Raw genomic sequence first — 26,243 nt, 5'->3', positions numbered from 1 at the left:
CGGGCGGCTCCCATGGGGGAAGCCGCCCGCAAGACGCCTGTAATGCAAAGATTTTTTCAGCGGCCGGCAAATTGGCGCCCGCGCGTCGCCAGCGCCCAGCGCTGCGGCGTCGCGTCCGCCACATTCTCCCGCACGAAGCATTGACCGCGCCGCGCCTGTATGGCCCGGCAAAGCGCGACCGCCTCCGCCCGCTCGTCGAAGCCGCCGACCGCCAGACGGGCCAGGGTGGCGCCGTTCACCGCGATCTGGCTGGTGACGACCGGCAAATTCGCCAGCATGCTGTTGCGGCGAGCCATGGAGAACCATTTTTCCTTGGCGATGGCCGCATTGTCATAGGCGCCGAGCTGGACCACCCAGTGGCCGCCGCCCTTCCCACTCGCGCGGAAAGCCGCCGGCTGAAGGCGCGGAGCCTGCTGCATGCGCGCAGCCGCCGCGACACGCGCCGGAGCGGCCTGGCGCGGGGCGGCGACGCGGACCGGGGCCGCAATGGCCTGGATCATCGGCGCCGGCGCTTCCGCCATGGCCGGCGGCGGCGCGGGTGCGGGATCGGCGGCGGCAAGCGCGACAGGACCGGCCTCCACGGCCTGCTCGACCGGGGCGGCTTCCGCCATCCGGGCCGGCGAGGCCGGCGGCGCCAGGGCAAGAGCCACAGGCTGACCGGCATCGGCGCCGTCGATCGTCACGCCCATCAGCGCAGCGACCCGCTGCTGCGAAAGGCCGGGTGCGGCGTTCTGCGCCCATTGGGTGATGCGCTGGTTGGCGGCAAGCGGATCGAGGTCGAATCCCGCCATCATCCGCGCATCCTTCCACCGGCCCGCCAGCGCATAGGCATAGGCCAGGTTCTGGCGGGTTCGCGCATTGGCCGACGGATCATGGATCATCTCGGACAGGATGCGCACGCCCTCCGGCGCGTCGCCCGCCATCGCCATCGCCAGACCATAGTCGGCCGCCGGAACGATGTCGGCATGGCTGGCGAGCAGGTCGCGCGCCGCGCGATCCTTGCCCAGTCCCACCTGCACCAGCGCAAGGGTGATGATCGTCCGGGCGTCGCGATTGCCCAGCGTCATCGCATCGGTCAGCGCCGTTTCCGCCGATGCGAAGCGACCGCCGGCAACATAGGCGCGGCCCAGCAACTGGCGATAGCCCGCATCCTGCGGCGCCGCCTGCACGGCCGCCTCCGCCAGTTCGACCGCGCGGGCCCCGTCGCGATCCGCCAGCGCCTTCTCGACGCCGGCCGCCAGACGGTCCGGCTTCTGCGGCGCGACCGCGGCGGTGGTGCGGAACGCCGCACCGGTGCATCCCACCATGGTCGTGCCGATCAGCATCGACGCGACCGCTGCTTTGGCGAAGGCCTTGCGCTTCATGGCTTTCCCAACCCTCAATTGTCGCCGCGGGCGCGCGGCAGTTGCTGGGCCAGCCGGTCGACTTCCGGCAGGCTGCCAAGATAGGCGTCCAGCGCCTCGGTCACCATCTGCTGCGCGGAGCGGCCGACGATGGCGCTGGCAAGGCGCAGCTTCAGATGGCGGTCGGCATCCAGCCGCAGGGTGAAGGCGGCCTTGCGCCCCTTCGCCACGGCGGAGGCGCGGGCCTTCTTCCCGGCCTTCCCGACCTTTGCCGGCACGGCCGTTTCGGCGATGCGCTCGGCCAGTTCCTCGCGTTCGGTGACGACGGCGGGCACCGGCGCCACGGCGGGAACCGCGGTCATGGGGGTCAGCCCGGCGACGGAGCGGGCCTCGGACGGCGCCGGTTCCGGCTGCGTCACGTCAAATCCCATGTCGTTCCAGCCCAGATCCTCCTGCAGCGCAGTGGCTCCGGCGGTCAGGCCGAAGACGGGACGGCGCATGGCGGGCGATGCGGCGCCCTTGCGCGCCAGCAGGCCGGACGTCAGCGAAGCGAGAGGTTTCGGTTCGACCATGATGCTCCCCTTCCCTTATTGCGTGACCCGGCGGCCGAAGCCGCCGCTTGCCGGACGAACCGTGCCCGCCGTGCCGACGACATTGTGCGGCACGGAAAAGACGGTGCGGCGGAAATTCTTCTCCAGCCGGTCGGACACATAGGTCCAGAGCTGCGTGACCTCTCCTGCGGATCGGCCATTGGGGTCGACCTCCATCACCGTGCGGCCGTCGATCATCGACGCCGCGAAATCCGTGCGGTGGTGCAGCGTGACCGGCGCGACCGTGCCGTGCTGCGACAGGGCGACCGCCGCTTCGGATGTGATGCGCGCCTTGGGCGTGGCGGCGTTGACGACGAAGATCAGCGGCTTGCCCGCGCGCTCGCACAGGTCCACCGTGGCGCCCACGGCGCGCAGGTCGTGCGGGCTGGGACGGGTCGGAACGACGATCAGCTCGGCCACGGAAATGACGCTCTGGATCGCCATGGTGATGGCGGGCGGCGTGTCGATGACGGCCAGCTTGAAGCCCTGCTGGCGAAGTATCTCAAGATCGGCGGCCAGACGGGCGACCGTGGTCTGGGCGAAGGCGGGATATTCGGCCTCGCGCTCGTTCCACCAGTCGGCCAGCGATCCCTGCGGGTCGATGTCGATCAGCACGACCGGACCGGCGCCCGCCATCTGCGCCTGGACGGCCAGATGCCCCGACAGGGTCGTCTTGCCAGATCCCCCCTTTTGCGATGCCAATGCCAATATGCGCACGCAATTTCCCCCAGAAAATCCAATGGAGGGAAGCAGTGCCACAGGCCCGCCTAAGAATTGGTTAATCCGCGCGGAAGCCTGACGCCCGTTAAAAAGGCGATGTTCTTAATGCTAAGTCGCTATTAACCTTGTGACGGCATAGGATCGGGCAGGAACCCTTGGGAGCATGAGCATGAAGCGTATCTGGGGCGTGCTGGCCGCTGGAGCAATGTTGAGCCTGACGCAGGCCGCATCGGCCGATGTGAAGGCCGGGGTCGATGCCTGGCAACAGGGCGATTATGCCAGGGCGGTGGCGGTGTGGCAGCCGCTGGCGCAGTCCGGCGATCCCGATGCGCAGTTCAACATGGGACAGGCCTATAAGCTGGGCCGCGGCGTGAAGGCCGATCCCGCCCTCGCCATCGACTGGTACCGCAAGGCCGCGAAGCAGGGCCATGCCCGGGCCGAGGACAATCTGGGCCTCCTGATGTTCCAGCAGGGCGACCGCGCCGGCGCCTTTCCCTATCTGCAACGCGCCGCCGAACGGGGTGAGCCGCGTGCGCAATATATCGTCGGCACGGCCCTGTTCAACGGAGACCTGACCGCCAAGAACTGGGTGCGCGCCTATGCGCTGATGACGCGGGCGTCGCAGTCCGGACTGGCGCAGGCGACGGCCAGCCTTCGCCAGATGGACAAATATATTCCGCAGGATCAGCGCAACGACGCCATCGCCATGGCCCGCTCGATCGGCCGGCAGGAGGAAGATCCTCGCCTGCCCGCCCCCGTGGTGCGGGAGGCTCCGGCCCCGGTTCGGACGGCGCAGTTGCCGCCCTCGACCCCCAGGCCCAAGGCGCCTGAACCCGCGGCCAAACCCGCGCCCGCAAGGACAGCCGCCGCTAAACCCCCGGAGGCCGGACCCGCCGCCCCGAAGCCCGCCCTTCCCAAGCCTGCCCTGCCCAAGCCTGCCCTCCCCAAGCCAGCCGCCGGCGGCTGGCGCGTGCAGATCGGCGCCTTCAGCGCGGAGGCGCGGGCCCGGACGCTCTGGACCCAGCTCAGCGCCAAGGTCGGCGGCCTGTCCGGCTACCAGCCCTATATATCGACCAGCGGCGGCGTGACCCGGCTTCAGGCCGGTCCCCTGGCGAGCGGCGCGGACGCGACCCGGCTGTGCGGCGCGATCAGGGCGGCCGGCGCGGAGTGCATGCCGAAGAAGATGTAAATCTTGCCAAAGCTTGGAATTTTATTTCAACCATGCGATAATGGGATCTCAGCACGGAGCGTCCCATGTCGATCGAAAATCATTCGGTGATTCATGCGCTGGTGGAGGGGCTTCTTGGCCCGGAAGCAGCGGGTGCAGCGCTGGCGGCGCTCGATCTGGACCGCCGCCTGACGGAACAGGGCGGTCCCCATGTCTCCCGCGCCGCCTTCGCCATGGCGATGAACGTGGCGCTGTTCCACGACCTGCTGCAGCGGGTGCCGAGCGGAGCGGCCTATGTCGCGGACCGGCTGGCGCATGGGGGCAAGGTGCTGTTCGACCATGGCGCGCTGCGCACCATGAGGCTGGCCGAAGGCGCGACCGGACGCTTGCCCCCGGGGGAGGAGGCCTTCACCCGCATATTGCTGCCGCTGGGCTATGAGATGGCGGCGGTCTATCCGCTAGACCGGCTGCGGATGACGGGCCGCGCCTATCGCCATGCCGACCTGCCCGAAGCGATTCCCCAATTCTTCCTGTCGGAACTGCATGCCGACCGCTTCGACCCGGAATTCGCCGAAACGGCGGCGCGGGTGTTCGGCACATCCCGCGATCCGCTGACGGGGGAGGCGCAGGCCGTGCTCGCGAAATTCGCGGACGGCCAGCCCGTCACGCTGGCGGAGGCGGCCGCCGCCCTGCCGGTGATCGTCGCCGCCTTCGACCGGCAGCATCAGCCGCCTAGCGTCGAGGATTATGAACTGCTGCTCTCCCGATCCCATGAGGCGGGCTGGATCGCGACGGAAGGAAACGCCTTCAACCACGCCACCGACCGGGTGGCTGACGTCGCCGCGCTGGCGGAACGGCTGAAGGCGGAGGACTGGCCGATCAAGGATCGGCTGGAAATCTCCCGCACCGGGCGGGTGCGACAAACCGCCCTGCGCGCCGACACGGTGGAACGGCTCTTCGCCGGCAACGAACTGCGCCGGGTTCCGGGCTCCTTCTACGAATTCATCAGCCGGGACATCGATCCCGCAACCGGCAGGCTGGACCTGGCCTTCGACACCGGCAATGCGACCGGCATCTTCGCGATGACCAGCACCCAGGGCGAAGGACGCGCATAACGGGTTGATCGGCGCGCGGGCTTGAGGCAACGGGTTCCCGATTTTTGCGGGGAGATGCGCGTTGACTGATCCGGTTGTCCCATCCTGGGTGCTGACCCTGGCCTGCGCCGACCGCGTCGGCATCGTCGCCGCCGTCAGCCAGTTCCTGGCGGAACGCGGCGGCTTCATCACCGACAGCCAGCAATATGCCGACCGGGAAGCAGGCCGCTTCTTCATGCGCGTCGCGTTCGAGGCGACGGACGGCCGCATGGGCGACACCGGCAGGCTGCGCGGCGAATTCGGCGATGTCGGCGCCCGCTTCGCCATGGACTGGCGGTTGACCGCCGCCGATGAAAAGCCGCGCATGCTGATTGCGGTGTCCAAGGGGTCGCACTGCCTGGCGGACCTGCTGCACCGCTGGCAGACAGGCACGCTGGCGGTCGACATCATGGGCGTGGTGTCCAACCATCCCGACATGCGCCGGATCACCGAATGGCACGGCATTCCCTATCACGAGCTTCCGCCCAATGGCGACAAGGCCGCGCAGGAGGAAGCGCTGCTCGGCCTGTTCGAACGGACACGCTCGGAATATCTGATCCTCGCCCGCTATATGCAGGTGCTCTCGGAGGAACTGGTGGAGAAACTCGCCGGCCGCTGCGTCAACATCCACCACAGCTTCCTTCCCGGATTCAAGGGCGCGCGCCCCTATCATCGCGCGCATGAGCGGGGCGTGAAGCTGATCGGCGCCACGGCGCATTTCGTGACCGCCGATCTCGACGAAGGGCCGATCATCGAACAGGCGGTGGAGCGCGTGGACCATCGCGCCACGGCGGAGGACATGATCCGCATCGGACGCGACATCGAAGCGCAGGTGCTCGCCCGCGCCGTCACATGGCTGGCCGACCGCCGGGTCCTGCAAAATGGCGGCAAAACGGTGGTTTTCCGCTAATCGGGCGCTAATCGGGGCGACCGCGACCCCGCCGGCCTTCAGGCCAGCTTGCGCGCCCTGTCCCGCCACGCCTCGGCCAGCACCGGCATGTCCGCCAGCGCCCTCACGGCGTCCGGCTCGCCCTTGTGCCCTCCCCCGATCAGCAGCCGGAACAGCCGCGCGACCGGCCACTCGGGCCATGGCCGCTCCAGCAATTCCATCTGCGTGCCGGCCTCCGCCTCCCCCTCCCGCAAGACCCGAAAATAGATGCCGCATCGCGCCGTCTTCACGATGGCCGCCATCACGTCGCGCGCGCCGAAACGATGGTCGAGCTTCCAGCAGGGCTGCCGTCCATGGCTCACCTCGACCACCGCGCTGCCCAGCGCAAAGCGGTCGCCAAGGCAGATCTCCTCCTCGGTCATCCCGCGCGACGCGATATTCTCGCCAAAGGCGCCCGGCCCCTCCAGCAAGGGATGACCGGGCTTGCGCTCGCGCCACCAGCCATAATGGTCCTGCGGATAGAGGTGGATGGCCTTGTCCCACCCGCCATGATGCACCTTGTCGGCCACCCCGTCGCCTTCAAGGCCCAGCCAGCCGATCCGCACCGCGCCCGCCACCGGCTTCTTCGCGATCGCGCTATAGTCGCCGTCGCGAAAGGGCGCGGGCATCCCGGTCAGCAGCGCGTCGACGGTCATGGAACAAAGGGTCATGCCTTCCCTTGCCATGGAAGCCATGGCCGGGAAAAGGCCGCTCGACAGGAAAATTACTCAGGCGGGGGACAGCTCCGAACCCAGCTTCAGCACTTCGCACCCGCTGTCGGTGGTCACCAGATAGGCGGGATTGCGGCGGGAACCGTTCCGCCTGATGACGGCGCCCTCGATCCGGCGCTCGACCTGCTGCTCGAACCGCTCGGCCACTCTCCCGCGGCCGACGCCCTGCCCCCAATTCCACTTGACCCTCGCTCCTTTGCGAAAGCTTCCGGTCATCAAGCATTCTCTCCTTCGGGGAACAACCGCGCCGGCCGGCCATCATTGCTGCCGCAAGGCAAAAATCCCGAATGCCGTCCTGGTTCCCTTGGGTTTTGCGCCTGCCTGCGTTAAGGGCGGCGGATGGATGTCACGGGGCTTCGCGTCGCGCTCTTCAGCGGCAATTACAATTATGTGCGCGATGGCGCGAACCAGGCGCTCAACCGCTTCGTCGCCTATCTGCTGCGGCAGGGCGCGGCGGTGCGCGTCTATTCGCCCACCACGGACAGCCCGGCCTTCGATCCGGCGGGCGATCTGGTCAGCGCGCCGTCGGTGCCCGTGCCCGGCCGCCGCGAATATCGGATTCCCTACCGCATGTCGGGCGCCGTCCGCCGAGACCTGAAGGCCTTCCGCCCGAACCTCGTCCATGTGTCCAGCCCCGATCCGCTCGGCCATCGCGCCGTGGCCTGGGCGCGCCGCCACGGGCTGCCGGCGGTCGCCTCCGTCCACACGCGCTTCGAAACCTATCCGCGCTATTACGGCCTCGCCTTTCTGGAACCGGTGATCGAATCGCTGCTCCGCCGCTTCTACCGCCGCTGCGACGCCATCGTCGCCCCGTCCGAATCGATGGCGCAGCTCCTGCGCGAACAGCGGATGAGCTATGATGTCGGCATCTGGACCCGCGGCATAGACCGGGACATCTTCCATCCCGGCCGCCGCGACATGGGATGGCGCCGGTCGCTCGGCATCGCGGACAACGAACCGGTGATCGGCTTCATCGGCCGCCTGGTGATGGAAAAGGGCCTCGACGTCTTTTCCGACACGATCGATCATCTGTCGGCGAAGAATGTGCGGCACAAGGTGCTGATCGTCGGCGAAGGGCCGGCGCGGGAATGGTTCGCGAACCGCCTGCCCAACGCCGTCTTCACCGGCTTCCAGAAGGGCGCGGACCTCGGCCGCGCCGTCGCGGGCATGGACATGCTGTTCAACCCCAGCGTCACGGAAACCTTCGGCAACGTCACGCTGGAGGCGATGGCCTGCGGCCTGCCCACCGTCGCCGCCCGCGCCACCGGCAGCGAGAGCCTTGTCACTGACGGCGTCACCGGCCGCCTGATCCGCCCCGGCGCGATCACCGCCTTTGCCGACGCGCTGACCGTCTATTGCACCGATCCCGCCACGCGCTCCGCCGCCGGCGCGGCCGCCATGGCGCAGGCGGAACATTATGGCTGGGATCAGGTGAACCAGGCGCTGGTCGACACCTATATCCGCATCATCCGCCAGCGCGAACATGGCGCGCTGGTCCGGTCGAGCCCTGTTCCCTGAACGCAAAAGCCTTCCTATATCACAGGCGATGGCCGATCTTTTCGCCCCCGACGATCTCCCCCCTGTCCCAGCCGAAGCGCCGCTGGCCGACAAGCTGCGCCCCCGCGCGCTGGCGGACGTCGTCGGGCAGGATCATCTGACCGGACCGGATGGCGCGATCGGCCGCATGGTCGCCGCCGGCCGGCTCTCCTCGATCATCCTCTGGGGCCCGCCGGGCACGGGCAAGACCACCATCTCCCGCCTGCTGGCGGATGCCGTGGGCATGCGTTTCGAACCGATCTCCGCCGTCTTCTCCGGCGTCGCCGACCTCAAGAAGGTCTTTGCCGCCGCAAGGGACCATGCCCGGCGGGGCGAGAAGACACTGCTCTTCGTGGACGAGATCCACCGCTTCAACCGCGCGCAGCAGGACAGCTTCCTCCCCTTCGTGGAGGATGGCACCGTCACCCTGGTCGGCGCGACCACGGAGAATCCCAGTTTCGAGCTGAACGCCGCGCTCCTCTCCCGCGCGCAGGTGCTGATCCTGCGCCGCCTCGACGCAACCGCCCTCGAACAGCTGCTGGAACGCGCCGAATCGCTGATGGAACGCCCCCTGCCGCTCGATGCAGCCGCCCGCGAAGCCCTGCTCGCCAGCGCAGACGGCGACGGACGCTTCCTGCTGAACCAGGTGGAGACCCTCTATTCCATCGACGTCCCGCAGCCGCTCGATCCGGCGGGCCTTTCCGCCCTGCTCCACCGCCGCGTCGCGGTCTATGACAAGGACCGGGAGGGTCATTACAACCTCATCTCCGCGCTCCACAAAAGCCTGCGCGGTTCCGACCCGCAGGCCGCGCTCTATTATCTCGCCCGCATGCTGACCGCGGGCGAGGAGCCGCTCTACGTGCTGCGCCGCCTCGTCCGCTTCGCCGTGGAGGACATCGGCCTTGCCGACCCGCAGGCGGTCGTCCAGTGCCTCGCCGCCAAGGACAGCTACGACTTTCTCGGCTCCCCCGAAGGCGAACTCGCCATCGTCCAGGCCTGCCTCTATTGCGCCACCGCGCCCAAGTCCAACGCCGCCTACAGCGCCATGAAATCCGCCTGGAGGTCCGCCCGCGAGACCGGCTCGCTCATGCCGCCGCAGAACATCCTGAACGCCCCGACCAAGCTCATGAAGACCATCGGCTATGGCAAGGGCTATCAGTACGACCATGACGCGCAGGACGGCTTTTCCGGCGACAATTACTGGCCCGAGGAAATGCAGCCCCAAAGCTTCTACGCCCCCACCGAACGCGGCTTCGAAGCCCGCATTGCCGAACGCATGGCCTATTGGGACCGCCTGAGGGCCGAACGCCGCCCGAAATGACCCCCCGCTTCGCCCGCTATGCGGTCATCGACTGGTCCGGCGCAAAGGGATCGCGCCACAAGGGCATAGCCGTCGCCCTGTGCGAAGCCGGCGATGCGGCGCCCCGGCTCCAGCATCCGGACGGCGGCGGCCTCTGGTCGCGCCGCGCCGTCGCGGACTGGCTTGTCCGGACCGCGGCCGAAGCTCCGACCCTGTTCGGCTTCGATTTCAGCTTCGCCCCGCCCTATGTCGCGCGCCGGAGCTATCTGCCCGGCGACGACGTGCCCGCCACCGGCCCGGCTTTCTGGGCCTATGTCGACGGCATTTGCGCGGACGAGGATCTGGGCGCCGCCAGCCTGCTCGAACGCACCCACCGGCGGCATTTCTATTTCGGCAAGGCCGACGGCATCAAGGCGGACTATATGCACAACCGCGCCTGCGAGGCGCATTACAACGCGCAAGGCGGCGGCAAACCCTCCACTGTCTATGACGCCATCGGCGCGGCGCAGGTCGCCAAGGCCAGTTTTTCAGGGATGCGCCTGCTCCACCACGTCCATCCGCACGTCCCCGTCTGGCCCTTCGACCCGCCGCCCAGGATCGGCTCGCTGATCGTGGAAATCTACACCAGCATCGCCGCGCGCGCCGCCGGACGCCCCAAGGGCCGGGCCAAGATGCGCGACCTCCCCGCGCTGAACGACGCGCTATTCGCCGTCGGATCACAACCGCATATGGGCCTTCCCCCCGACGACCATGGCGCCGACGCGATCCTGACCGCCGCCTGGCTCCGCCGCGCGGCCCCCCGCCCCAGCCTGTGGAACCCGGCGCCGCTCGACGAAAAAATCGCCGCAACAGAGGGCTGGACGTTCGGCATCATCTGATAGTAAGGCGCTCCCCGTCCGAAACGGATGGGCCGGCTTAGCACAGCGGTAGTGCAGCGGTTTTGTAAACCGAAGGTCGGGGGTTCGATCCCCTCAGCCGGCACCATGACTTCCAGAACCGTTCATGCCGGGGTGAGGCCGGACGAAGCCGAAGTCCCCTGTCGAAACATTCGGCGCAGCCCGAACCGACAGGTTCTGATTCCACGCCACCTGCCCTATACTCGCCCGATGGCATATCAACGCCTGAAAAACTGGGCCCGCGCGCTGAAGGTCGACATCATGGCCCTGTGGCTCGCCGCCCGCGACAGCCGCACGCCCCCGGCCGCAAAGCTCGTCGCCGCCGCCGTCGCCGCCTTCGCGCTCAGCCCGGTCGACCTCATCCCCGACTTCATCCCGATCCTGGGCTATCTGGATGATCTCATCATCCTGCCGCTCGGCATCGCCCTGGCGATCCGCCTCATTCCCGCGCCGCTGATGGCGCAGTTCCGCACCGAAGCGCAACGCCTGTCGGACCGTCCCAAAAGCCGCACGGCAATGGCGGTCATCCTCCTGATCTGGCTTGCTTCGGGTCTGGCGCTGTCACTGTACGCCGCCCACTGGATCGCCCATCGCGCCCACTGATCATGTTTCAGAGCGCGACCTGCGCAATCTGACGCAGCGCGCACTGGCCCAAAAACAAAATGGGGGCCGGCATTTCTGCCGGTCCCCACTTCCGTCGCGTCTCTCGATCCGCTTCTCTTTCAAGATGCGATCATCGGACTCGGCGCGCGATAGGTCCGCCTCAAAGGCTTTGCTATCGTGTCGGCTCCGTTTGCCCGGCCGGTCGGCCGTTCTCCCGCAGCCTGTCCTCTTTATTCGATGCCCGACGTTCACTTTCGCGCGTGCACGGCACCGTCTATTGAGAACCATCGGATTTCCGCATTTTCCTTCCGGTCCATGCTTCTTTCCCGACGCTCGAAAATTCCTTCAAGTCGCTGATTTCTCATCGACTTTGGCATCCAGATCGCTCTGTCTCCCGGTCTTTCCGATAAGAGGATGCTCTCACCAAAAGCGAGTCGCTCAAAGCGGAATCTTGCACCCTGAAGACCGCCTCCTGCTAAAGCTGTGGATAAGTGTGGATAATTTTTCCGCACGGTTCAGCCGCCCGGCGACCAGCCTGGCGGCGCCAGCGTGAAGCCGGAAAATTCAAAGCCCGGCACGACCACGCAACTGACCAGCGTCCATCCGCCCATCGGCCGCGCCGCCTGCCAATGATGGGCCGGGACCAGCCCTTGCGGCTGCTGCCCCGCCAGCACGTCCCCGCCCAGCAGCATGTCCCGTGCAGCCCCTCCTTCATCCGCGATCGAGAGGGTGAGCGGCGCCCCGGCATGCCAGAACCAGTGCTCGACGGCGTCGACCCGGTGCCAGTGCGAAGCCTGGTGCGCCTCCAGCAGGAAATAGATCGCGGTCCCGCCTGCCCGTTCGCCCGCTCCGGCCGGCGCGCGCCAGCTTTCCCGAAACCATCCCCCCTCCGGATGCGGCGCAAGGTCGAGAAGCCGGATCAAAGCCCCCGCTGCCGCTTCATCGCAACCGTCCATCGCCCTGCCTCAAAATTTATGCCCCGAAAAACAACATGATGCGTCGTTGTCGCAGGTTCATGCAACCTCCATCAATATGCGCGGGTTGAACGATCAAAGCACGTCTTTTGGAGGAGAAAAAATGCGTAAAGCCCTTATGGCCATGGCCGCCGTCTCGCTGGCCATTCCCGCTTCGATGGCGATCCCGACGGACGGCGCCAATGCCCGCCGCCATTATCAATATCGCGAATGGCGCGGCCGCGACGGCCGCATGTACTGCCGCAAGTCCAACGGCACCACCGGCCTGATCGTCGGCGGCGTGGGCGGCGCTCTGGTCGGCCGCGCCATCGACACCCGCGGCGACCGCGCGACCGGCACGATCCTGGGCGCCGCCGGCGGCGCGCTGCTCGGCAAGGAAATCGACAGCAAGCGTCGCTGCCGCTGACAGGCGCGAAAAAGGGCGGCTTCCGATGGGAAGCCGCCCTTTTTTCATGTCTTCAAGACATTCAAGGCTTATTCGGCAGCAGCGCCGCGCGCCTCATCGACCTTGAAGGCCACCGACTGACCGCCGGAAACGCCCGACACGCGGCCATTCTTGACCGACAGGTTGAAGGCGACGGCGTCGGGATAGCGACGGCCCGAAATCACCTTGCCGGTCTTGGTGTCCTTGACGTCATACACATAGGTGTAGCCCTCGTGCGTGAACTTCTGCTTGGCAGCGTCTTCGGCATGGGCGGGAGCGTTGGCGGCGCCGGCGGCGAACAGGGCGGAAAGGACAAACTTGGACAGCATTCGCATGGGTAAACTCCTTGTGAATGCCGATCAAACACCTCTGGAATATTCTTTTCTGTTGATGCCGATTTATGGTGCGCCGCGCTAAAACGACAATCGCAAACAAAGGCGAAACGATTGCATTTCCCGCAACCGCTAACTCAACCCTTTGATAAATCAAGGATATGTTTGAATTCCGCCGCCGTCAGCGGGGACACGGAAAGGCGCGATTGGCGTATCATCACCATATTGGCCAGCTTCGGATCGGCCTTCATCGTCTTCAGCGTGACGGGCTTGGCGAACTTTTCCTTCGGCGCCACATGCACGGCCACCCACTTGCCCGTACCGTCCGTGCTGTCGGGCGCGGCTTCCTCGACGATCTCCATGATGCCGACCGCCTCGACCCCGATATTGCTGTGGTAGAAGATCGCAAGATCGCCCTTGCGCATCGCCTTCATATGGCCTTGCGCGGCATGATTTCGCACCCCGTCCCACTCCGCCTTCCCCTTTGCGGCCAGATCGTCGTAGGAAAAGGCGTCGGGTTCCGATTTCATCAGCCAATAGTTCATGGCTTCTCCTTGCATCAGCCGCGAAGGACGATCAAGGATGCGCGCATGGCCCGGCGGCGCCAGGACGGCGCGCCAGGGCGGGTCCAGTTGAATTTCGGAGAATCACGTGTCGCAATCCCTGCTGGGACAAGTGCCTGTCCTGTCCTTGGGCAATATGGAAAAGGCCGACTTCGCCGCCGCCTTCGGCGGCTCCTTCCAGCGCTTCGGCTTCGCCATGGTGAAGGACCATGGCATGGACCCGGCGCTGATCGACCGGGGCTGGGCGCTCGCCCGCCGCTTCTTCGCCCTGCCGGAGGAGGCAAAGCGCCGCTACGACGCCCGATATAATGGCGGCCAGCGCGGCTACACCGCCTTCGGCGTGGAAATCGCCAAGGGCGCGAGCGAGAACGACCTCAAGGAATTCTGGCATGTCGGTCGCGACCTGCCCGAGGGCGATCCGCTGGCGCAAAGCATGCCGCCCAATGTCTGGCCGGACGAGCTGCCGGAATTCCATGAGACGTTCACGCGCCTCTACGCCGAATTCGACCGCGTCGGCGCCGAACTGCTGTCCGCCATCGCCCTTTATCTGGGGCTGGAGGAGCGCTGGTTCGACAAGCCCATCGAAAACGGCAATTCGATCCTGCGCCTGCTCCATTATCCGCCCGTCTCGCCGGAAGCGCCGGGCATCCGCGCCGGCGCGCATGAGGACATCAACCTCATCACCCTGCTGCTGGGCGCCGAGGAAGGCGGGCTGGAACTCAGGGACCGGGACGGCAACTGGCTGCCCGTGGTTCCGCCGCCGGGCGCGCTCGCCATCAATGTGGGCGACATGCTCCAGCGGCTGACCAACCATCGCCTGCCCTCGACCAGCCACCGCGTCGTCAACCCGCCGCCGGAACGGCGCGGCCATTCGCGCTATTCCATGCCCTTCTTCCTGCACCTGCGGCCGGACTTCCTGATCGACGCCCTGCCCCAATGCGTCGATGCGGCGCATCCCCGCCGCGACCCGCCCATAACCGCGCACGACTATCTGACCGAACGGTTGCGGGAAATCGGCCTGATCAAGGGGTAGCGACGGGAATGACGGGCGCGCCCCGGCGAGGAGCCCGGTCCGCGCGGCGGCCCGCCATGTCCTGACCGGCGATCGGTTCCGATCGCCCGGAAACCGCCTTATCTCCGTCCGCGCCCCATGGTGATCCCGATCTCCTCGCCCTTCTCGCTGAGGGCGAGCTTCACGATCTTCACCTCGACATGGGTCACCTTGTCGTCCTGGAGGAAGATCGTCTCGATGATATGATCGGCCACCGCCTCGATCAGCGTGAAATGCTGTCCTTCCGGCAGGGCCGCGGTCGCGGCATGTTTCAGGTCCATGTAATTTTTGGACCGGGACAGCGGCGTGTCGGGATCGTAATGGTCCGCGATCTTCAGCCGCGCCCTGATCGATATGCGCAGCGGTTGCGGCAGGTGCGTCTCCTCCGAATAGATGCCGGTCAGGACATCCACGTCCAGATTATTCACCTCCAACGTCAGGAAATCGTCAAATCCGCTGTTCATAGCTCGCCACATTCAGGCCGTCCCTGCCGCGGGCCGGCCCCAGTTTAGACTTTTATTTTGCGAGCCACGCGCTAAAGCCCGCCGCTCTCGGCGCGTCCATGCGCCATTGAGGACGGATCGGCAAGACGTGTCTGTGATAGTGCCCCTCAACATGATGTCGCGGAACGCGGTCGAGCAACTGCTTGACGCGGCCTTCGGCCCTGACCGGCACGGTCGCACCGCCTATCTGATTCGCTACGGCATGCCCTGGCTGCCCGAACTCTCCTTCGGCATGCGGGATGGGGAGGGCAGGCTCATCGGCTCCCTGCAAAGCTGGCCCGTCGCGCTCGCCCATGAAGACGGCAGCCGGACGCCGCTCATCATGGTCGGCCCCGTCGCGGTGGACCCCGCGGTGCAGGGCGCCGGCCACGGCCGCGCGCTGATGGACGCGGTCGTCGCGGCCGCCCGCGCGCGGCGAAGCGATCCGCTGATGATGATCGGCGATCCGGAATATTATGGCCGCTTCTGGGGCTTTTCGGCCGAAGGCACCGGCGGCTGGGACTGCCCCGGCCCGTTCGAGCCGCGCCGCCTGCTGGCGCTGTCGGTCGACGGTAGGCCGATAGGCGGCACGGGCATGCTGGGTCCGCGCGCCACCGTCCGCGCCTGAAATTTCCCTTTTGCCTTCGCGCCCAAGCGCCCCTATCTCGGCCCCATGCCAATGGAGCCGCCCCCCGATCTTTCCAGCCTGTCCCTCAGCGATGTCGCGCGCCTGCTGGCGGAAAAGCGCCTTCCGCCCGTGGAGAAGTGGAACCCCGACCATTGCGGCGACAGCGACATGCGCATCGCCCGCGACGGGACCTGGTTCCATCAGGGCTCGCCCATCGGCCGCGAAGCCATGGTCCGCCTCTTCTCCACCATCCTGCGCCGCGAACCCGACGGCAGCCACGTCCTGGTCACGCCCGTAGAGAAACTCTCGATCGAGGTGGAGGATGCCCCCTTCATCGCCGTCGAGCTCAAGAGCGAAGGCGAAGGCCGCGCGCGCAACCTCGCCTTCCGGCTCAACACAGGCGACCTGGTCGCCGCCGGCCCGGACAATGCCCTTGTCCTGCGCGAAACGCCGGACGGGCCGCATCCCTATCTCCATGTCCGCGGCGGGCTGGAGGCGCTGATCGCCCGCAGCGTCTATTATGAACTGATGAACCTGGCGCTGGACGAAGGCGCCCAACCCATCGGCCTCTGGAGCAACGGCGCCTTCCTCGCGCTGGACGGATCGGCATGACCCTGGCGGAACGGCTGCGGACCGCCCTCAGGCAGGGGCATGAGCGGGAGGTCGGCCTGATACCTTCCGACACCCGCGACCCCCGGATCGACGGCGACATCCTGCTCTCGCCCGCGGCCGTGCTGGTCGCGATCACCGACCGTCCCGAACCCGGACTGATCCTGACCCAGCGCTCCGCCGGACTGCGCCAGCATGCCGGACAGGTCGCCTTCCCCGGCGGGCGGGTCGACGACGACGACCCCGACGAAATCGCCGGCGCCCTGCGGGAAGCGCAGGAGGAGATCGGCCTCCCTCCCGGCCTCGTCGACATCATCGGCACGTCGGACCGCTATCACACCTTCACCGGCTTCGACATCGTCCCCGTGCTCGGCGTGATCCCGCCCGACCTTCCCCTCTCCCCCCGGGAAGCGGAGGTGGCGGAGCTGTTCGAACTTCCCCTCTCCTTCGCCCTCAATCCCGCCAACCGGATCAGGAAATCGATAGATTATCAGGGTATTGAAAGGCATTATTACGAAATATTCTGGGAAGGACGCCGCATCTGGGGCATCACCGCCGCGATCCTCGCCAATCTGTCGCGCAGGCTAGGCCATGACCAGCCTGCTGCCTGACGCCGACTGGCGCCATCGCCCCGGCCTGGACGCGCTGCTGAGGGCGCTCGGCGCGGAACAGGGCCTCGCCCGCTTCGTCGGCGGCGCCGTTCGCGACGGCCTTCTGGGCCTGCCGGTCAACGACCTGGACATCGCCACCGTGCTGGAGCCGCAGTCCGTCATCGACCGCCTCAGGGCCGCCGGGATAAAGGCCGTCCCCACCGGCATCGACCATGGCACGATCACGGCGGTGATCAACGGCTGGCCGGTGGAGATCACGACCCTCCGCCGCGACGTCAGCACGGACGGCCGCCGCGCCACCATCGCCTATACCGACGACTGGCGCGAAGACGCCGCCCGGCGCGATTTCACGATCAACGCGCTCTATGCCGACCCCCTCACCCACGCCATCACGGACTTCTTCGGCGGCGTCGCCGATCTCCGCGCGCATCGCGTCCGCTTCATCGGAGAGGCAAGCGCCCGCATCGCGGAGGATCATCTCCGCATCCTGCGCTATTTCCGTTTCCTCGCGCGCTTCGGCCATGACGAACCGGATGTGGAGGCCTATGCCGCCTGCCGCGACGCCGCCAACAGCCTGATGGCCCTTTCGCGCGAACGCATTGCGGACGAACTGCTCAAACTGCTCGCCCTGCCCGGGCCGCTCGCCTCGCTCCGGCTCATGGTCGACGGCGGCATATTGCTGCCCGTCCTGCCGGAGGTCGACCATGACGGACTGGCCCGCCTGTCCATGCTGGTCGAGCGGGAGGCCGCCTCCGGCACCGCCCCTGCGGCCCTGCGCCGCCTGGCGGCCCTGCTTCCGCCGGACCCGCGCGCCGCCGATCAGGTGGGCGCCCGGCTCAAATTGTCCAACAAGGCCCGCAAGCGCCTGACCGCCGCGCTGGAAGGCGCCGCCACCGGCGCGACCCCCCGCGCCCTCGCCTTCCGGATCGGCGTGGAAGGGGCCATCGACCGTATCCTGATCGATCCCTCGGCTCCGCTCGACGGCCTGAAGATGCTCGCGGACTGGGCCCCGCCGCGCCTGCCGCTGGGCGGCGGCGCCCTGATCGCGCGGGGCCTTCAGCCCGGCCCGGACGTGGCGAAGGCGCTGGCCGAGGTTCAGGACATCTGGGTGGCGGAGGATTTTCCCGACGCAGCCCGCGTCTCGGAAATCGCGGATCAGACCGTTTCGAAATTCCAGCGCGCCCGCCAATAGTCATAGGCATCGCCCTCCGCCATCGGCCGCGCGAAATAATAGCCCTGCCCCTGCCAGCACCCCAGATTCTGCAACGCATGGGCCAGTTGCTGCGTCTCGATCCCCTCGGCCGTGACATGCAGCCCCAGCGATTCGGCCAGCGACAGGATGGTGCGCACCATGATCTCCTTGTCCCGGTCCTCCAGCATGGATGTCACGAAACTGCGGTCGATCTTCAATATGTCGATGGGCAGGCTGTGCAGGCTCGCCAGGTTGGAATAGCCGGTGCCGAAATCGTCCATGGCGATCGGCATGTGCAGGTCCTTGAGCGCGAACAACAGCTTCCGCGCCTTTTCGGGGTCCGCCACGATGGCGCTTTCAGTCAGTTCCGCCGTCAGCCGCTTGCCCGAAATGCCCGCATAGCGCAGCGCTTCCTCGAACATGGATGCGACATCGTCCCGCGCCATCTGGATCGGGGAAAGGTTCACATTGACGCCCACCGGCAAAGCCTGGCCGAATTTCGCGTCCCACCGGCTGAGCGCCTGCGCCGCCTCATAGGCCGCCCAGCGGCCCAGCGGCGTGATCAGCCCGCTTTCCTCCGCCACCGCGATGAACTCGGCAGGCGACACATGGCCCAGTTCTTCATCCTCCCACCGCGCCAGCGCCTCGAAGCCGGTGATTTCACCCGTCTGCAGGTGGATCAGCGGCTGGAAGGCCAGGGTCAGCCCCCCCTGGGCCAGCGCATCGCGCAGCCGGCTCTCGACGGAAAATCGCCGCTGCGCCTCCTTCAGCACGCCATTGCGGTAGATTTCCACCTTGCCGCTGCGCTTGGCGATCTTCACCGCGGCCTGCGCCTTGCGCACCACATCCTCGGGGTCTTCGGTCAGGCTGGTCGACAGGGCGCAGCCGATCGCGCAATCGACCCGGATTTGCAGATCGCTCAGCCTGATCGGATAGCTGAGCGAGTCCCGGATGCGCTGAACGATATGAAGGGCATCCGACAAACCATTGTTAAGCCTGGCGAAAATCGCAAAGTCGTTGCCGCCGATGCGCGCCAGCACATCACCCTGCCGCAGGCTGGACTTCAACCGCTTGGCCACCGTGATCAGCAACTCGTCGCCGGCCATCGGGCCCAGGGATTCATTGACCCGGCTGAACCGGCTCAGATCGATGGCGAGGATGCCGAACTGCGCATTGTCCGGCCAGGGCGTGTTGGTCAGCCGGTCCTCGATCTCCTCGCCAAATCCCGTGCGGTTGGGAAGCGCGGTCAGGCCGTCGGACAATAATTCCCGCCGCAGGTTCTTCTCGATGGTCCGGTCGCTCGTCCGGTCGAGGGCGGTGAACAGGAACAGATTGGGTTCGCCATCCGGTTCGGGCAGCCGCCCGACGGTGCAGTAGAAATATTCGGGCCCCAACATGCCGTCGCGGCGCAATTCGAAACCTTCCGAATCGCGCCCGGACAGGACGCTCTGCACGATCCGCCTGCGCCATTCGGCCGCATGGGGCCGTTCGGCTTCGCCCGGATTGCTGCAGGTGAAGCAGTTTCCGAACGGCGCATTGGTCGCCACCATGGACAACCTATTGTCTTCGAAGGAGAATGCAGCCGCCGGATAAGGCAGCGCAGCCAGCCAGTCCGCTATCGCCACGCGATGGGAAAGATGCGCGTCATCCTGCCCCAGAAGGAGCTGGATGTCCGGCATTTCGGTCGGCCGATCACGCATCGACATGGCTTCCATAGGCCCGGCGATAGGCCCAAAGGGTAAATTTTCGGGAAACGACATTCCCGATTCCAGCGCGATAGTAACGAAAAAATCAGCTTCTCAGAACCGGTTATCGCGCGGGAAGCCCGTGGGCGGCATGCGCCCGGCCGCGCCCCTGGCGACGCGCCATGGCGTCATGTCGGCTTCCGTGCGCACCCGCCCCGTTCCTCCACCCATGGCCCAGCTCAGCCCGTCGGACAGGCGGAAGGCGATGGCATCGGACAGCCCGCCGTCGCGATAGCGCTGCATCTGCACGCCCTGACCGCGCGCCATGCGCGGCATTTCAGTGAGCGAGAAGACCAGCAGCTTGCGGTTTTCGCCCATCACGGCGACGCTGTCCGCCTCCGGCGCGATGGGATGCACGACGCTCAGCTTGGCGCCGGTCCGCACATTGACGACCTGCTTGCCCTTGCGCGTTTCGGCGATCACATCCGCCACCGCCGCCACGAAGCCGCGCCCGTCCGAGGATGCAAGCAGCAGTTCGCCACCCACCCGCGCAGGCAGCAGGGCGACGATATTGCCGGTGCCGTCCATATCGACCAGCGACCGGACCGGATCGCCAAAGCCGCGCCCGCCCGGCAGCTTGTCCGCGCCCAGCGTGAAGACGCGCCCGGTCTCCGTCGCCAGCAGCAGCTTGTCGGTGGTCTGCGCGTGGAAGGCGATCATCGGACCGTCGCCTTCCTTGAATTTCAGCGTGTCCGCCGAAGCAAGGTCGCGATGCCCGCTCATCGCCCTGATCCAGCCGCGCTCGGACAGGATCACGGTGATCGGCTCCTTCTCGATCATCGCCTCCAGCGGGATTTCCCGCGCCGGCGCCGCCTCCTCGACCAGCGTGCGCCGCCGGCCGAAATCGCTCTCGGACGAGTAGCGCTTGCGAAGGTCCGCCAGGTCCTTCTTCAGCCGCGTCCGCTGCCGCGCCGGGCTTTCCACCAGCTTTGTCAGCTCGTCGCGTTCCTTCAGCAGTTCGGAATGCTCGCGCCGCAGCTCCATCTCCTCCAGCTTGCGCAGGGATCGCAGCCGCATGTTCAGGATCGCCTCGGCCTGCCGGTCGTTCAGGCCGAACTCGGCCATCATCACCTCTTTCGGCTCATCCTCGGTCCGGATGATCTCGATCACCCGGTCAAGGTTCAGATAGGCGATGATATAGCCGTCCAGCAGCTCCAGCCGCGCCGCGATCTTGTCCAGCCGGTGCTGGGCGCGCTTCACCAGCACGTCGATCTGGTGCTTCAGCCATTCGACAAGGACCGTCTTCAGCCCCAGCACCCTTGGCGTGCGCGTCGCGTCCAGCACGTTCAGGTTCAGCGGGAACCGGTTTTCCAGATCGGTCAGCCGGAACAGGCTGTCCATCAGCACGTCCGGGTCTACGGTGCGGGCGCGGGGTTCGATGACGATGCGGATCTCGGTGTCGCTCTCGTCGCGCACATCGGCCAGGATCGGCAGCTTCCTGTCGTTGATCAGCGCCGCGATCTGCTCGATCAGCTTGGACTTCTGCACCTGGAAGGGGATCTGCGTCACCACCGCGACCCATGTGCCCCGCCCGCCATCCTCCTTGTGCCAGCGGGCGCGGGTTCGAAACGATCCCCGCCCCGTCGCATAAGCCTCTGAAATGATGGAAGCGCTGTCCACCAGCACGCCGCCCGTCGGAAAGTCCGGACCGCGCACGATCCGCATCAGCTCGGCATGCTCGGCGTCCGGATTGTCGATCAGCAGGCTGGCCGCATCGATCAGTTCGGCGACATTATGCGGCGGGATGCTGGTCGCCATGCCGACCGCGATGCCGGTGGCGCCGTTGGCCAGCAGATTGGGGAACAGGCCGGGAAACACCTCCGGCTCCTGATCCTCGCCATTATAGGTGGGGCGGAATTCGACGGTGCCTTCGTCCAGCCCCGCCATCAGGTCGGCGGCGGCCTGCGTCAGCCGCGCCTCGGTATAGCGCATCGCCGCCGCATTATCGCCGTCGATATTGCCGAAATTGCCCTGCCCGTCGACCAGCGGCGTGCGCAGCGAGAAATCCTGCGCCAGACGCACCATGGCGTCATAGACCGACGCGTCGCCATGCGGGTGATATTTGCCGATGACGTCGCCGACGACGCGGGCGCATTTCTTGTACGGCGTGGTGTTGCGCGCCGGATTGGCGACCAACACGTCGGGCGAAGCCCCGCCCGGCTCCATCCGCAGCAGCCGCATCGCCCAGAGCAGCCGCCGGTGCACCGGCTTCAGCCCGTCGCGCAAATCCGGCAACGACCGCGCCGTGATGGTGGAGAGCGCATAGACGAGGTAGCGCTGGGACAGCGCATCGTCGAACGGGTGATCCTTGATAGCGTCGAACGGGTCGCGAAATTCGGTCATCGCAACGGGGAATAGCAGCGCCGCGACAAAACGGAAACGGGGTTTAATCCCACCGTACTCCTGCGAAGGCACTCGAAGGAAACAAGTGGCTCATGAGAGCCCGGTTCAGCTGTCGCCCTTTCACGCCAGGCAGCGTGGACAAATGCAAGACCCCCCGGATTGAGTGATCCGGGTGGAAAGCGGACATTCCCCCTCCCGCAGGCGGGAGGGGGCTAGGGGGTGGGCTGGCGCGACATCAGCGTGAATTTTCAAGGGCTAAGCTGGAAGCTCGCTCCGCTCGCGCCCACCCCTAACCCCTCCCGTTTACGGGAGGGGAATGTCCTGAATCGGCCTTTCCCGACATTCCGAACTCGCCCACGCGGCCTAGAGCAGAACTGATTTCCCGCCTCCGCAGGAACACGCGACATCAACTCCTATCACCGCGGCAAAAACCGCGCCTCCGGGTCCGCCGCGATCTCCCGCGCGAACTCCGCGCCGATCCAGTCGCGAAAGGCCTTCACCTTGGCGGTGTTGCGGGCATGGGGCGGATAGACCACCCAATAGCTCGCCCGTTCCCGGACATAGGATGGCAGGGCCTCCACCAGCAACCCGGCCTCCACCTCGGTTTTCCACAGGAAGGGATTGACGATGGCCACGCCCTGCCCCGCCATGGCGGCGCGCCCCTCCATCACCTGGGAATCGAGCGCGATAGCGGGCGGCAGCCCCTTGCCGTCCGCTTCCACCCCCATGGCGGCGAACCATTCATGCCACCACATGTCGTCCGGCGACAGGCGCGGCATGGCGTGCAGCGCCCGCGCATCGGCGATCGGCCCATTCGCCGCCAGCCATGACGGGCTGCACAGCGGCGCCAGCCGGTTGTGGGTCAGCAGCTTCGCCTCCAGCCCCGGCCAATCGCCCCGCCCGCCCCGCACCGCCACGTCCACGCCGTCGCGGGCGAAGTCCACCACCCGGTCGGTCGCGTCGATCCGCACGGCCAGCCCCGGCTGGCGCATCTGGAACGTGCCGATGCGCTGCGCCAGCCACAGATGCGCGAAACTGTTGGTGCAACTGATCGTCAGGATCGTCGAATGGTCCTGCGTCAGCGCGGCGAACCCTTCCCGCATCTGGTCGAAGGCGCGGGACAGGATCGTGGCGATCTCCCGCCCCTTGTCGGTCAGTGCCACTTTCCGCCCCGCCCTCTGGAACAGGCTGATGCCCAGCCGCTCCTCCAGCAATTTCACCTGATAACTGACGGCCGCCTGGGTCATCCCCAGCTCCTGCGCCGCAACCGTGAAATTCTCCAGCCGCGCGGCGGCCTCGAACACGCGGACGGCGGATAGGGGCGGCAACTGGCTCATCCGCCATGGATAAGCCAGCCTTATGATTCGCGTCCATCCTTTTGTTGGCCGCCCCACCGGAAAAGAGCGATAGGAATTCCCACGAAACGAAATCCATTCTCCGGATCATTCATGGAAAAGGAGCCTTGCCATGCACTTGTCCAAGGACGCCCGGCTGTCCCCCAACGGCCACGAAGCCGCCCGGAATCGCCCCGGCCTGATCGCCGCCATCATGCAGGCCTTCTGCGCGCTCCACCGCATCGCCTGGTCTGCCCCCTGGATCGAGGAACGGCGATGAAGCCCCTCGAAAATCGCGAACATGGTGCGACGGGGGTTGCACAATCCGCGCCACACGCCAACTTGCGCGCGTGTCCGATTCCCGCCTTTCCCCTGTTCCCGATCTTCCCCCTCCGCCGCCCCGGCTGCTGACAGGGGCCGCGCTGTTCCTCGACTTCGACGGAACGCTGGCCCCGATAGCCGATACGCCCGACGGCGTGGAGGTGGATGACGATCTGCTCGCCCTGCTCGGCCGTCTGCGCGACCGGCTGGATGGGCGGCTTGCCATCGTCAGCGGCCGATCCGTCGCGACGCTGCGCGATTTCGGCTTCGGGCAGTTCCTGCTCGCCGGCACCCATGGGCTGGAACTGGCGGAACCTGGCCGCCCCGTAGAAGCGCCTGCCCGCCTCCCCGCGATCGATGAGGCGGAAGCCGCCTTCCAGACCTTCGCGGCCGGAAAGGCCGGCGTCCTCGTCGAACGCAAGACGATCAGCGTCGGCCTTCATTTCCGCGGCGCCCCGCAATGGGGCCGGGAAGCAGGCGATCTGGCCGCCAGCCTGGCGGATCGGCTCGACCTCGCGCTCCAGCCGGGCAAGATGCTCTACGAACTGCGTCCCGGCGGCGCCGACAAGGGCAGCGCCGTCCGCGCGCTGATGCGCCGCGCACCCATGGCCGGCGGCACGCCGCTGTTCATCGGGGACGACGTCACCGATGAGGAGGGCTTTGCCGTCGCACGCGATCTGGGCGGCTCCGGCATTCTCGTCGGCGTGCCCAGGGCGACGCTCGCCGCATTCTCTTTGGAACAGGTTGCCGCCGTCAGGCATTATCTTGCCCAGGGGGTCGCTGGCACCGACTGATCCGATGGTCCGGCGCCCCTGTCGTGCACGAACAAGGGGGACGGACCGATAGAAACGCAGAAAAACGACCTTCCGGGCGGGGATGAGCGCACGCTCGACCTGTGGCCCATCGGCAATTGCCAGGCATCGGCGCTGATCGACCGGGCCGGGCGGATGATATGGGCCTGCGTCCCCCGCGTCGACGGCGATCCCGTATTCTCGGCACTGCTGGACGATGCCGCCTGGGACCAACCGGATTCGCGGGGCTTCTGGGCCATAGAGCTGGAGAACTGCGCCCGGATCGAGCAGCATTATATCCGCAACACGCCTGTGCTGGTGACGCGCCAGACCGACGCGCAGGGCAATGCGATAGAGCTTTACGATTTCTGCCCGCGCCACAAGCATCAGGGGCGGATGTATCGCCCCGTCGCGTTCGCCCGCGTCGTCCGGCCCGTATCGGGCAGCCCGCGCATCCGCGTCAGGCTGCGCCCCACCACCTCCTGGCATTCGGAAAAGGTGCCGATCAGCTATGGCTCCAACCATATCCGGCTGGTGCTGTCCTACATGGCGATGCGCATGTCCACCAATGCGCCCATCGGCCTGATTTCCCAGGAAAGCTGGTTCCGGCTGGAACATGACATGCATTTCTTCCTGGGGCCGGACGAGAGCTTTTCCGACGCCCTCCGCCCCGCGGTGGAGCGGATGCTGGACGACACGATCCACGAATGGCAGATCTGGGTGCGAAGCCTGGCCATTCCGGCCGAGTGGCAGGAGGCGGTGATCCGTTCCGCCATCACGCTCAAGCTCTGCCAGCATGAGGAGACCGGCGCCATCGTCGCCGCGCTGACCACCAGCATCCCCGAACATGCCGACAGCGGCCGCAACTGGGACTATCGCTACTGCTGGATCAGGGACGCCTATTATACGGTGGAGGCGCTGAACCGGCTGGGCGCGCTGGACGTTCTGGAAAGCTATCTCGTCTATCTCCGCAACATCGTCGACGGCGCGCGGGGCGGCCATATCCAGCCGCTCTACGACGTGCGCGGCAACGCCACGCTGGAGGAGCGGGAGGCGCAGAACCTGCCCGGCTATCGCGGCATGGGGCCGGTGCGCGTCGGCAATGCCGCCTATTCCCAGGTACAGCACGACGCCTATGGGCAGATCGTCCTCTCCTCCGTGCAGGGCTTCATCGACCAGCGCCTGCTGCGCATGGCGGGGCTGTCGGACTTCGAAGCGCTGGAAGCCGTGGGCGAGCGCGCCTGGCAGGTCTATGACAAGCCCGATGCCGGCCTGTGGGAACTGCGCACCCGCGCGCATGTCCACAGCTACAGCGCGGTGATGTGCTGGGCGGCGTGCGACCGCCTCGCCCATGCGGCAGCCGCCCTTGGGCTGCCGGACCGCGAAGTCCATTGGCGCGAGCGGGCGGAAATCATGAAGGCCCGCATCCTCCAGTCGGCCTGGCGGACGGACAGCAACGCCATCTCCGCCAATTTCGAGGACGATGCGAGGGACGCCTCCCTGCTCCAGCTGATCGACCTGCGCTTCCTGACGGCGGACAATCCCATGTTCATCGGAACGCTGAAGGCGCTGGAAAAGGACCTGCGCCGGGGCAACGACATGCTGCGCTACAGCGCGCCGGACGATTTCGGGGAGCCCGTCACCGCCTTCAACGTCTGCACCTTCTGGCTGATAGAGGCCCTGCATCGGACCGGCCGCAGCGAGGAGGCGCGCGCCCTGTTCGAGGAGATGCTGTCCCGCCGCACCGCCGCCGGTCTGCTTTCCGAAGACATCGATCCCGTCACCGGGGAATTGTGGGGGAACTATCCCCAAACCTACTCATTGGTCGGCATCATCAATTGCGCCGTGCTCTTGAGCAAACCGTGGAGCGTGATGCGATGAAGCGCTTGGCATGG

28 protein-coding genes and 1 tRNA gene are annotated in these 26,243 nt (G+C 66.8%); 17 read left to right on the top strand and 12 right to left on the bottom strand.

Translation table 11 applies throughout. From position 1 onward, the window contains the following. Window positions 1–56: 56 nt before the first annotated feature. Genes A0J57_RS06660 through A0J57_RS06650 form a run of 3 tightly spaced genes read right to left on the bottom strand, consistent with a single transcriptional unit; the run spans window position 57 to window position 2,650 of the window. Window positions 57–1,364, bottom strand: coding sequence for an SPOR domain-containing protein (locus A0J57_RS06660; RefSeq protein ID WP_061934643.1), 1,308 nt, complete (start codon window positions 1,362–1,364; stop codon window positions 57–59). A 14-nt stretch (window positions 1,365–1,378) separates the two neighbouring features. Further along, entirely contained in the window at window positions 1,379–1,915 is a 537-nt protein-coding gene (locus tag A0J57_RS06655; RefSeq protein WP_044661997.1) for a hypothetical protein, read from the bottom strand. Window positions 1,916–1,930: 15 nt separating this feature from the next. Beyond that, a complete protein-coding gene (locus A0J57_RS06650; protein WP_061934641.1) occupies window positions 1,931–2,650 on the bottom strand; it encodes a ParA family protein in 720 nt (239 codons plus the stop codon). A gap of 166 nt (window positions 2,651–2,816) precedes the next feature. On the opposite strand from A0J57_RS06650, the gene A0J57_RS06645 reads away from it, so the two are divergent. The 3 genes from A0J57_RS06645 (at window position 2,817) to purU (ending at window position 5,864) form a co-directional block, all read left to right on the top strand. Continuing rightward, on the top strand, window positions 2,817–3,842 hold the full coding sequence (locus A0J57_RS06645) for an SPOR domain-containing protein (protein ID WP_061934640.1): 1,026 nt from the start codon (window positions 2,817–2,819) through the stop codon (window positions 3,840–3,842). Between the two features lie 65 nt (window positions 3,843–3,907). Further along, window positions 3,908–4,936 (top strand): DUF1338 family protein, encoded by a 1,029-nt coding sequence (locus A0J57_RS06640; RefSeq protein WP_061934638.1) that lies wholly within the window; start codon window positions 3,908–3,910, stop codon window positions 4,934–4,936. Window positions 4,937–4,997: 61 nt separating this feature from the next. Further along, a complete protein-coding gene (purU, locus tag A0J57_RS06635) occupies window positions 4,998–5,864 on the top strand; it encodes a formyltetrahydrofolate deformylase (protein WP_025552271.1) in 867 nt (288 codons plus the stop codon). Window positions 5,865–5,902: 38 nt separating this feature from the next. Here purU and A0J57_RS06630 read toward each other — a convergent pair whose 3' ends face one another. Together A0J57_RS06630 and A0J57_RS06625 are read right to left on the bottom strand one after the other, a co-directional pair. After that, on the bottom strand, window positions 5,903–6,553 hold the full coding sequence (locus tag A0J57_RS06630; RefSeq protein ID WP_061934636.1) for an MOSC domain-containing protein: 651 nt from the start codon (window positions 6,551–6,553) through the stop codon (window positions 5,903–5,905). Window positions 6,554–6,610: 57 nt separating this feature from the next. Then, window positions 6,611–6,829, bottom strand: a complete 219-nt coding sequence (locus tag A0J57_RS06625; RefSeq protein WP_025551239.1) for a DUF2945 domain-containing protein — start codon at window positions 6,827–6,829, stop codon at window positions 6,611–6,613. A 123-nt stretch (window positions 6,830–6,952) separates the two neighbouring features. On the opposite strand from A0J57_RS06625, the gene A0J57_RS06620 reads away from it, so the two are divergent. The 5 genes from A0J57_RS06620 (at window position 6,953) to A0J57_RS06600 (ending at window position 10,948) form a co-directional block, all read left to right on the top strand. Continuing rightward, window positions 6,953–8,131, top strand: coding sequence for a glycosyltransferase family 1 protein (locus A0J57_RS06620; RefSeq protein WP_061934634.1), 1,179 nt, complete (start codon window positions 6,953–6,955; stop codon window positions 8,129–8,131). 28 nt (window positions 8,132–8,159) lie between these two features. Further along, entirely contained in the window at window positions 8,160–9,470 is a 1,311-nt protein-coding gene (locus A0J57_RS06615; RefSeq protein ID WP_044661991.1) for a replication-associated recombination protein A, read from the top strand. Beyond that, entirely contained in the window at window positions 9,467–10,327 is an 861-nt protein-coding gene (locus A0J57_RS06610) for a hypothetical protein (RefSeq protein WP_044661990.1), read from the top strand. Before A0J57_RS06615 ends, A0J57_RS06610 begins: the two co-directional genes overlap by 4 nt. Before the next feature lie 31 nt (window positions 10,328–10,358). Next, window positions 10,359–10,433: transfer RNA gene (locus tag A0J57_RS06605), tRNA-Thr, on the top strand. Between the two features lie 122 nt (window positions 10,434–10,555). Then, window positions 10,556–10,948 carry a YkvA family protein gene (locus A0J57_RS06600; protein WP_061934632.1) on the top strand — a complete coding sequence of 131 codons (393 nt, stop codon included), beginning with the start codon at window positions 10,556–10,558 and terminating at the stop codon, window positions 10,946–10,948. A gap of 515 nt (window positions 10,949–11,463) precedes the next feature. Here A0J57_RS06600 and A0J57_RS06595 read toward each other — a convergent pair. Continuing rightward, complete coding sequence (locus A0J57_RS06595; RefSeq protein WP_061934630.1) at window positions 11,464–11,904, bottom strand: cupin domain-containing protein; 441 nt, start codon at window positions 11,902–11,904, stop codon at window positions 11,464–11,466. Window positions 11,905–12,025: 121 nt separating this feature from the next. Here A0J57_RS06595 and A0J57_RS06590 point away from each other — a divergent pair, with 121 nt between their 5' ends. Next, complete coding sequence (locus A0J57_RS06590) at window positions 12,026–12,328, top strand: glycine zipper 2TM domain-containing protein (protein WP_025551246.1); 303 nt, start codon at window positions 12,026–12,028, stop codon at window positions 12,326–12,328. A gap of 68 nt (window positions 12,329–12,396) precedes the next feature. Here A0J57_RS06590 and A0J57_RS06585 read toward each other — a convergent pair whose 3' ends face one another. Then, a complete protein-coding gene (locus A0J57_RS06585; protein ID WP_025551248.1) occupies window positions 12,397–12,675 on the bottom strand; it encodes a hypothetical protein in 279 nt (92 codons plus the stop codon). 140 nt (window positions 12,676–12,815) lie between these two features. Continuing rightward, complete coding sequence (locus A0J57_RS06580) at window positions 12,816–13,223, bottom strand: EVE domain-containing protein (RefSeq protein WP_048578244.1); 408 nt, start codon at window positions 13,221–13,223, stop codon at window positions 12,816–12,818. A 106-nt stretch (window positions 13,224–13,329) separates the two neighbouring features. Here A0J57_RS06580 and A0J57_RS06575 point away from each other — a divergent pair, with 106 nt between their 5' ends. Next, window positions 13,330–14,274: an isopenicillin N synthase family oxygenase gene (locus A0J57_RS06575; protein WP_061934629.1), complete on the top strand. Its 945-nt coding sequence runs from the start codon at window positions 13,330–13,332 to the stop codon at window positions 14,272–14,274. A gap of 98 nt (window positions 14,275–14,372) precedes the next feature. Here A0J57_RS06575 and A0J57_RS06570 read toward each other — a convergent pair whose 3' ends face one another. Beyond that, window positions 14,373–14,756, bottom strand: coding sequence for a dihydroneopterin aldolase (locus tag A0J57_RS06570; protein ID WP_025551250.1), 384 nt, complete (start codon window positions 14,754–14,756; stop codon window positions 14,373–14,375). Window positions 14,757–14,883: 127 nt separating this feature from the next. Here A0J57_RS06570 and A0J57_RS06565 point away from each other — a divergent pair, with 127 nt between their 5' ends. Genes A0J57_RS06565 through A0J57_RS06550 form a run of 4 tightly spaced genes read left to right on the top strand, consistent with a single transcriptional unit; the run spans window position 14,884 to window position 17,814 of the window. Beyond that, entirely contained in the window at window positions 14,884–15,402 is a 519-nt protein-coding gene (locus tag A0J57_RS06565; RefSeq protein WP_061934627.1) for a GNAT family N-acetyltransferase, read from the top strand. Window positions 15,403–15,447: 45 nt separating this feature from the next. Continuing rightward, window positions 15,448–16,014, top strand: a complete 567-nt coding sequence (locus tag A0J57_RS06560) for a DUF1285 domain-containing protein (protein WP_061934625.1) — start codon at window positions 15,448–15,450, stop codon at window positions 16,012–16,014. After that, entirely contained in the window at window positions 16,011–16,622 is a 612-nt protein-coding gene (locus A0J57_RS06555) for a CoA pyrophosphatase (protein ID WP_048578247.1), read from the top strand. Before A0J57_RS06560 ends, A0J57_RS06555 begins: the two co-directional genes overlap by 4 nt. Beyond that, window positions 16,603–17,814 (top strand): CCA tRNA nucleotidyltransferase, encoded by a 1,212-nt coding sequence (locus tag A0J57_RS06550; RefSeq protein WP_061934623.1) that lies wholly within the window; start codon window positions 16,603–16,605, stop codon window positions 17,812–17,814. The genes A0J57_RS06555 and A0J57_RS06550 overlap by 20 nt, the downstream gene beginning before the upstream one ends. On the opposite strand, the gene A0J57_RS06545 is transcribed toward A0J57_RS06550, so the two are convergent. The 3 genes from A0J57_RS06545 to A0J57_RS06535 form a co-directional block, all read right to left on the bottom strand. Further along, window positions 17,778–19,529: a bifunctional diguanylate cyclase/phosphodiesterase gene (locus A0J57_RS06545; RefSeq protein WP_061934621.1), complete on the bottom strand. Its 1,752-nt coding sequence runs from the start codon at window positions 19,527–19,529 to the stop codon at window positions 17,778–17,780. The genes A0J57_RS06550 and A0J57_RS06545 overlap by 37 nt on opposite strands. An 84-nt stretch (window positions 19,530–19,613) precedes the next feature. Then, window positions 19,614–21,902 (bottom strand): DNA topoisomerase IV subunit A, encoded by a 2,289-nt coding sequence (gene parC / locus A0J57_RS06540; RefSeq protein WP_061934619.1) that lies wholly within the window; start codon window positions 21,900–21,902, stop codon window positions 19,614–19,616. Window positions 21,903–22,318: 416 nt separating this feature from the next. Then, window positions 22,319–23,239: a LysR substrate-binding domain-containing protein gene (locus A0J57_RS06535; RefSeq protein WP_025551056.1), complete on the bottom strand. Its 921-nt coding sequence runs from the start codon at window positions 23,237–23,239 to the stop codon at window positions 22,319–22,321. Between the two features lie 130 nt (window positions 23,240–23,369). Here A0J57_RS06535 and A0J57_RS26550 point away from each other — a divergent pair, with 130 nt between their 5' ends. From A0J57_RS26550 to A0J57_RS06525, 3 genes are all read left to right on the top strand, one after another. Then, window positions 23,370–23,516 carry a hypothetical protein gene (locus A0J57_RS26550; protein ID WP_165363363.1) on the top strand — a complete coding sequence of 49 codons (147 nt, stop codon included), beginning with the start codon at window positions 23,370–23,372 and terminating at the stop codon, window positions 23,514–23,516. Between the two features lie 70 nt (window positions 23,517–23,586). Then, a complete protein-coding gene (otsB, locus tag A0J57_RS06530; protein ID WP_061940577.1) occupies window positions 23,587–24,351 on the top strand; it encodes a trehalose-phosphatase in 765 nt (254 codons plus the stop codon). Between the two features lie 99 nt (window positions 24,352–24,450). Continuing rightward, window positions 24,451–26,229 carry a glycoside hydrolase family 15 protein gene (locus A0J57_RS06525; RefSeq protein ID WP_226870241.1) on the top strand — a complete coding sequence of 593 codons (1,779 nt, stop codon included), beginning with the start codon at window positions 24,451–24,453 and terminating at the stop codon, window positions 26,227–26,229. Window positions 26,230–26,243: the final 14 nt, after the last annotated feature.

The organism is Sphingobium sp. 22B (assembly GCF_001580035.1).
Taxonomy (GTDB): domain Bacteria; phylum Pseudomonadota; class Alphaproteobacteria; order Sphingomonadales; family Sphingomonadaceae; genus Sphingobium; species Sphingobium fuliginis.
Note: the sequence above shows the minus strand (reverse complement) of the source record. Positions and strands in the feature narration are given on the sequence as shown.

What these genes read in the sequence shown, in the direction of transcription:
- A0J57_RS06660 (WP_061934643.1), bottom strand. Translation starts at nt 1,364, where the DNA reads ATGAAGCGCAAGGCCTTCGCCAAAGCAGCGGTCGCGTCGATGCTGATC.
- A0J57_RS06655 (WP_044661997.1), bottom strand. Translation starts at nt 1,915, where the DNA reads ATGGTCGAACCGAAACCTCTCGCTTCGCTGACGTCCGGCCTGCTGGCG.
- A0J57_RS06645 (WP_061934640.1), top strand. Translation starts at nt 2,817, where the DNA reads ATGAGCATGAAGCGTATCTGGGGCGTGCTGGCCGCTGGAGCAATGTTG.
- A0J57_RS06640 (WP_061934638.1), top strand. Translation starts at nt 3,908, where the DNA reads ATGTCGATCGAAAATCATTCGGTGATTCATGCGCTGGTGGAGGGGCTT.
- A0J57_RS06630 (WP_061934636.1), bottom strand. Translation starts at nt 6,553, where the DNA reads ATGACCCTTTGTTCCATGACCGTCGACGCGCTGCTGACCGGGATGCCC.
- A0J57_RS06625 (WP_025551239.1), bottom strand. Translation starts at nt 6,829, where the DNA reads ATGACCGGAAGCTTTCGCAAAGGAGCGAGGGTCAAGTGGAATTGGGGG.
- A0J57_RS06620 (WP_061934634.1), top strand. Translation starts at nt 6,953, where the DNA reads ATGGATGTCACGGGGCTTCGCGTCGCGCTCTTCAGCGGCAATTACAAT.
- A0J57_RS06615 (WP_044661991.1), top strand. Translation starts at nt 8,160, where the DNA reads ATGGCCGATCTTTTCGCCCCCGACGATCTCCCCCCTGTCCCAGCCGAA.
- A0J57_RS06610 (WP_044661990.1), top strand. Translation starts at nt 9,467, where the DNA reads ATGACCCCCCGCTTCGCCCGCTATGCGGTCATCGACTGGTCCGGCGCA.
- A0J57_RS06600 (WP_061934632.1), top strand. Translation starts at nt 10,556, where the DNA reads ATGGCATATCAACGCCTGAAAAACTGGGCCCGCGCGCTGAAGGTCGAC.
- A0J57_RS06595 (WP_061934630.1), bottom strand. Translation starts at nt 11,904, where the DNA reads ATGGACGGTTGCGATGAAGCGGCAGCGGGGGCTTTGATCCGGCTTCTC.
- A0J57_RS06590 (WP_025551246.1), top strand. Translation starts at nt 12,026, where the DNA reads ATGCGTAAAGCCCTTATGGCCATGGCCGCCGTCTCGCTGGCCATTCCC.
- A0J57_RS06585 (WP_025551248.1), bottom strand. Translation starts at nt 12,675, where the DNA reads ATGCTGTCCAAGTTTGTCCTTTCCGCCCTGTTCGCCGCCGGCGCCGCC.
- A0J57_RS06580 (WP_048578244.1), bottom strand. Translation starts at nt 13,223, where the DNA reads ATGAACTATTGGCTGATGAAATCGGAACCCGACGCCTTTTCCTACGAC.
- A0J57_RS06570 (WP_025551250.1), bottom strand. Translation starts at nt 14,756, where the DNA reads ATGAACAGCGGATTTGACGATTTCCTGACGTTGGAGGTGAATAATCTG.
- A0J57_RS06560 (WP_061934625.1), top strand. Translation starts at nt 15,448, where the DNA reads ATGCCAATGGAGCCGCCCCCCGATCTTTCCAGCCTGTCCCTCAGCGAT.
- A0J57_RS06555 (WP_048578247.1), top strand. Translation starts at nt 16,011, where the DNA reads ATGACCCTGGCGGAACGGCTGCGGACCGCCCTCAGGCAGGGGCATGAG.
- A0J57_RS06550 (WP_061934623.1), top strand. Translation starts at nt 16,603, where the DNA reads ATGACCAGCCTGCTGCCTGACGCCGACTGGCGCCATCGCCCCGGCCTG.
- A0J57_RS06545 (WP_061934621.1), bottom strand. Translation starts at nt 19,529, where the DNA reads ATGGAAGCCATGTCGATGCGTGATCGGCCGACCGAAATGCCGGACATC.
- parC (WP_061934619.1), bottom strand. Translation starts at nt 21,902, where the DNA reads ATGACCGAATTTCGCGACCCGTTCGACGCTATCAAGGATCACCCGTTC.
- A0J57_RS06535 (WP_025551056.1), bottom strand. Translation starts at nt 23,239, where the DNA reads ATGAGCCAGTTGCCGCCCCTATCCGCCGTCCGCGTGTTCGAGGCCGCC.
- A0J57_RS26550 (WP_165363363.1), top strand. Translation starts at nt 23,370, where the DNA reads ATGCACTTGTCCAAGGACGCCCGGCTGTCCCCCAACGGCCACGAAGCC.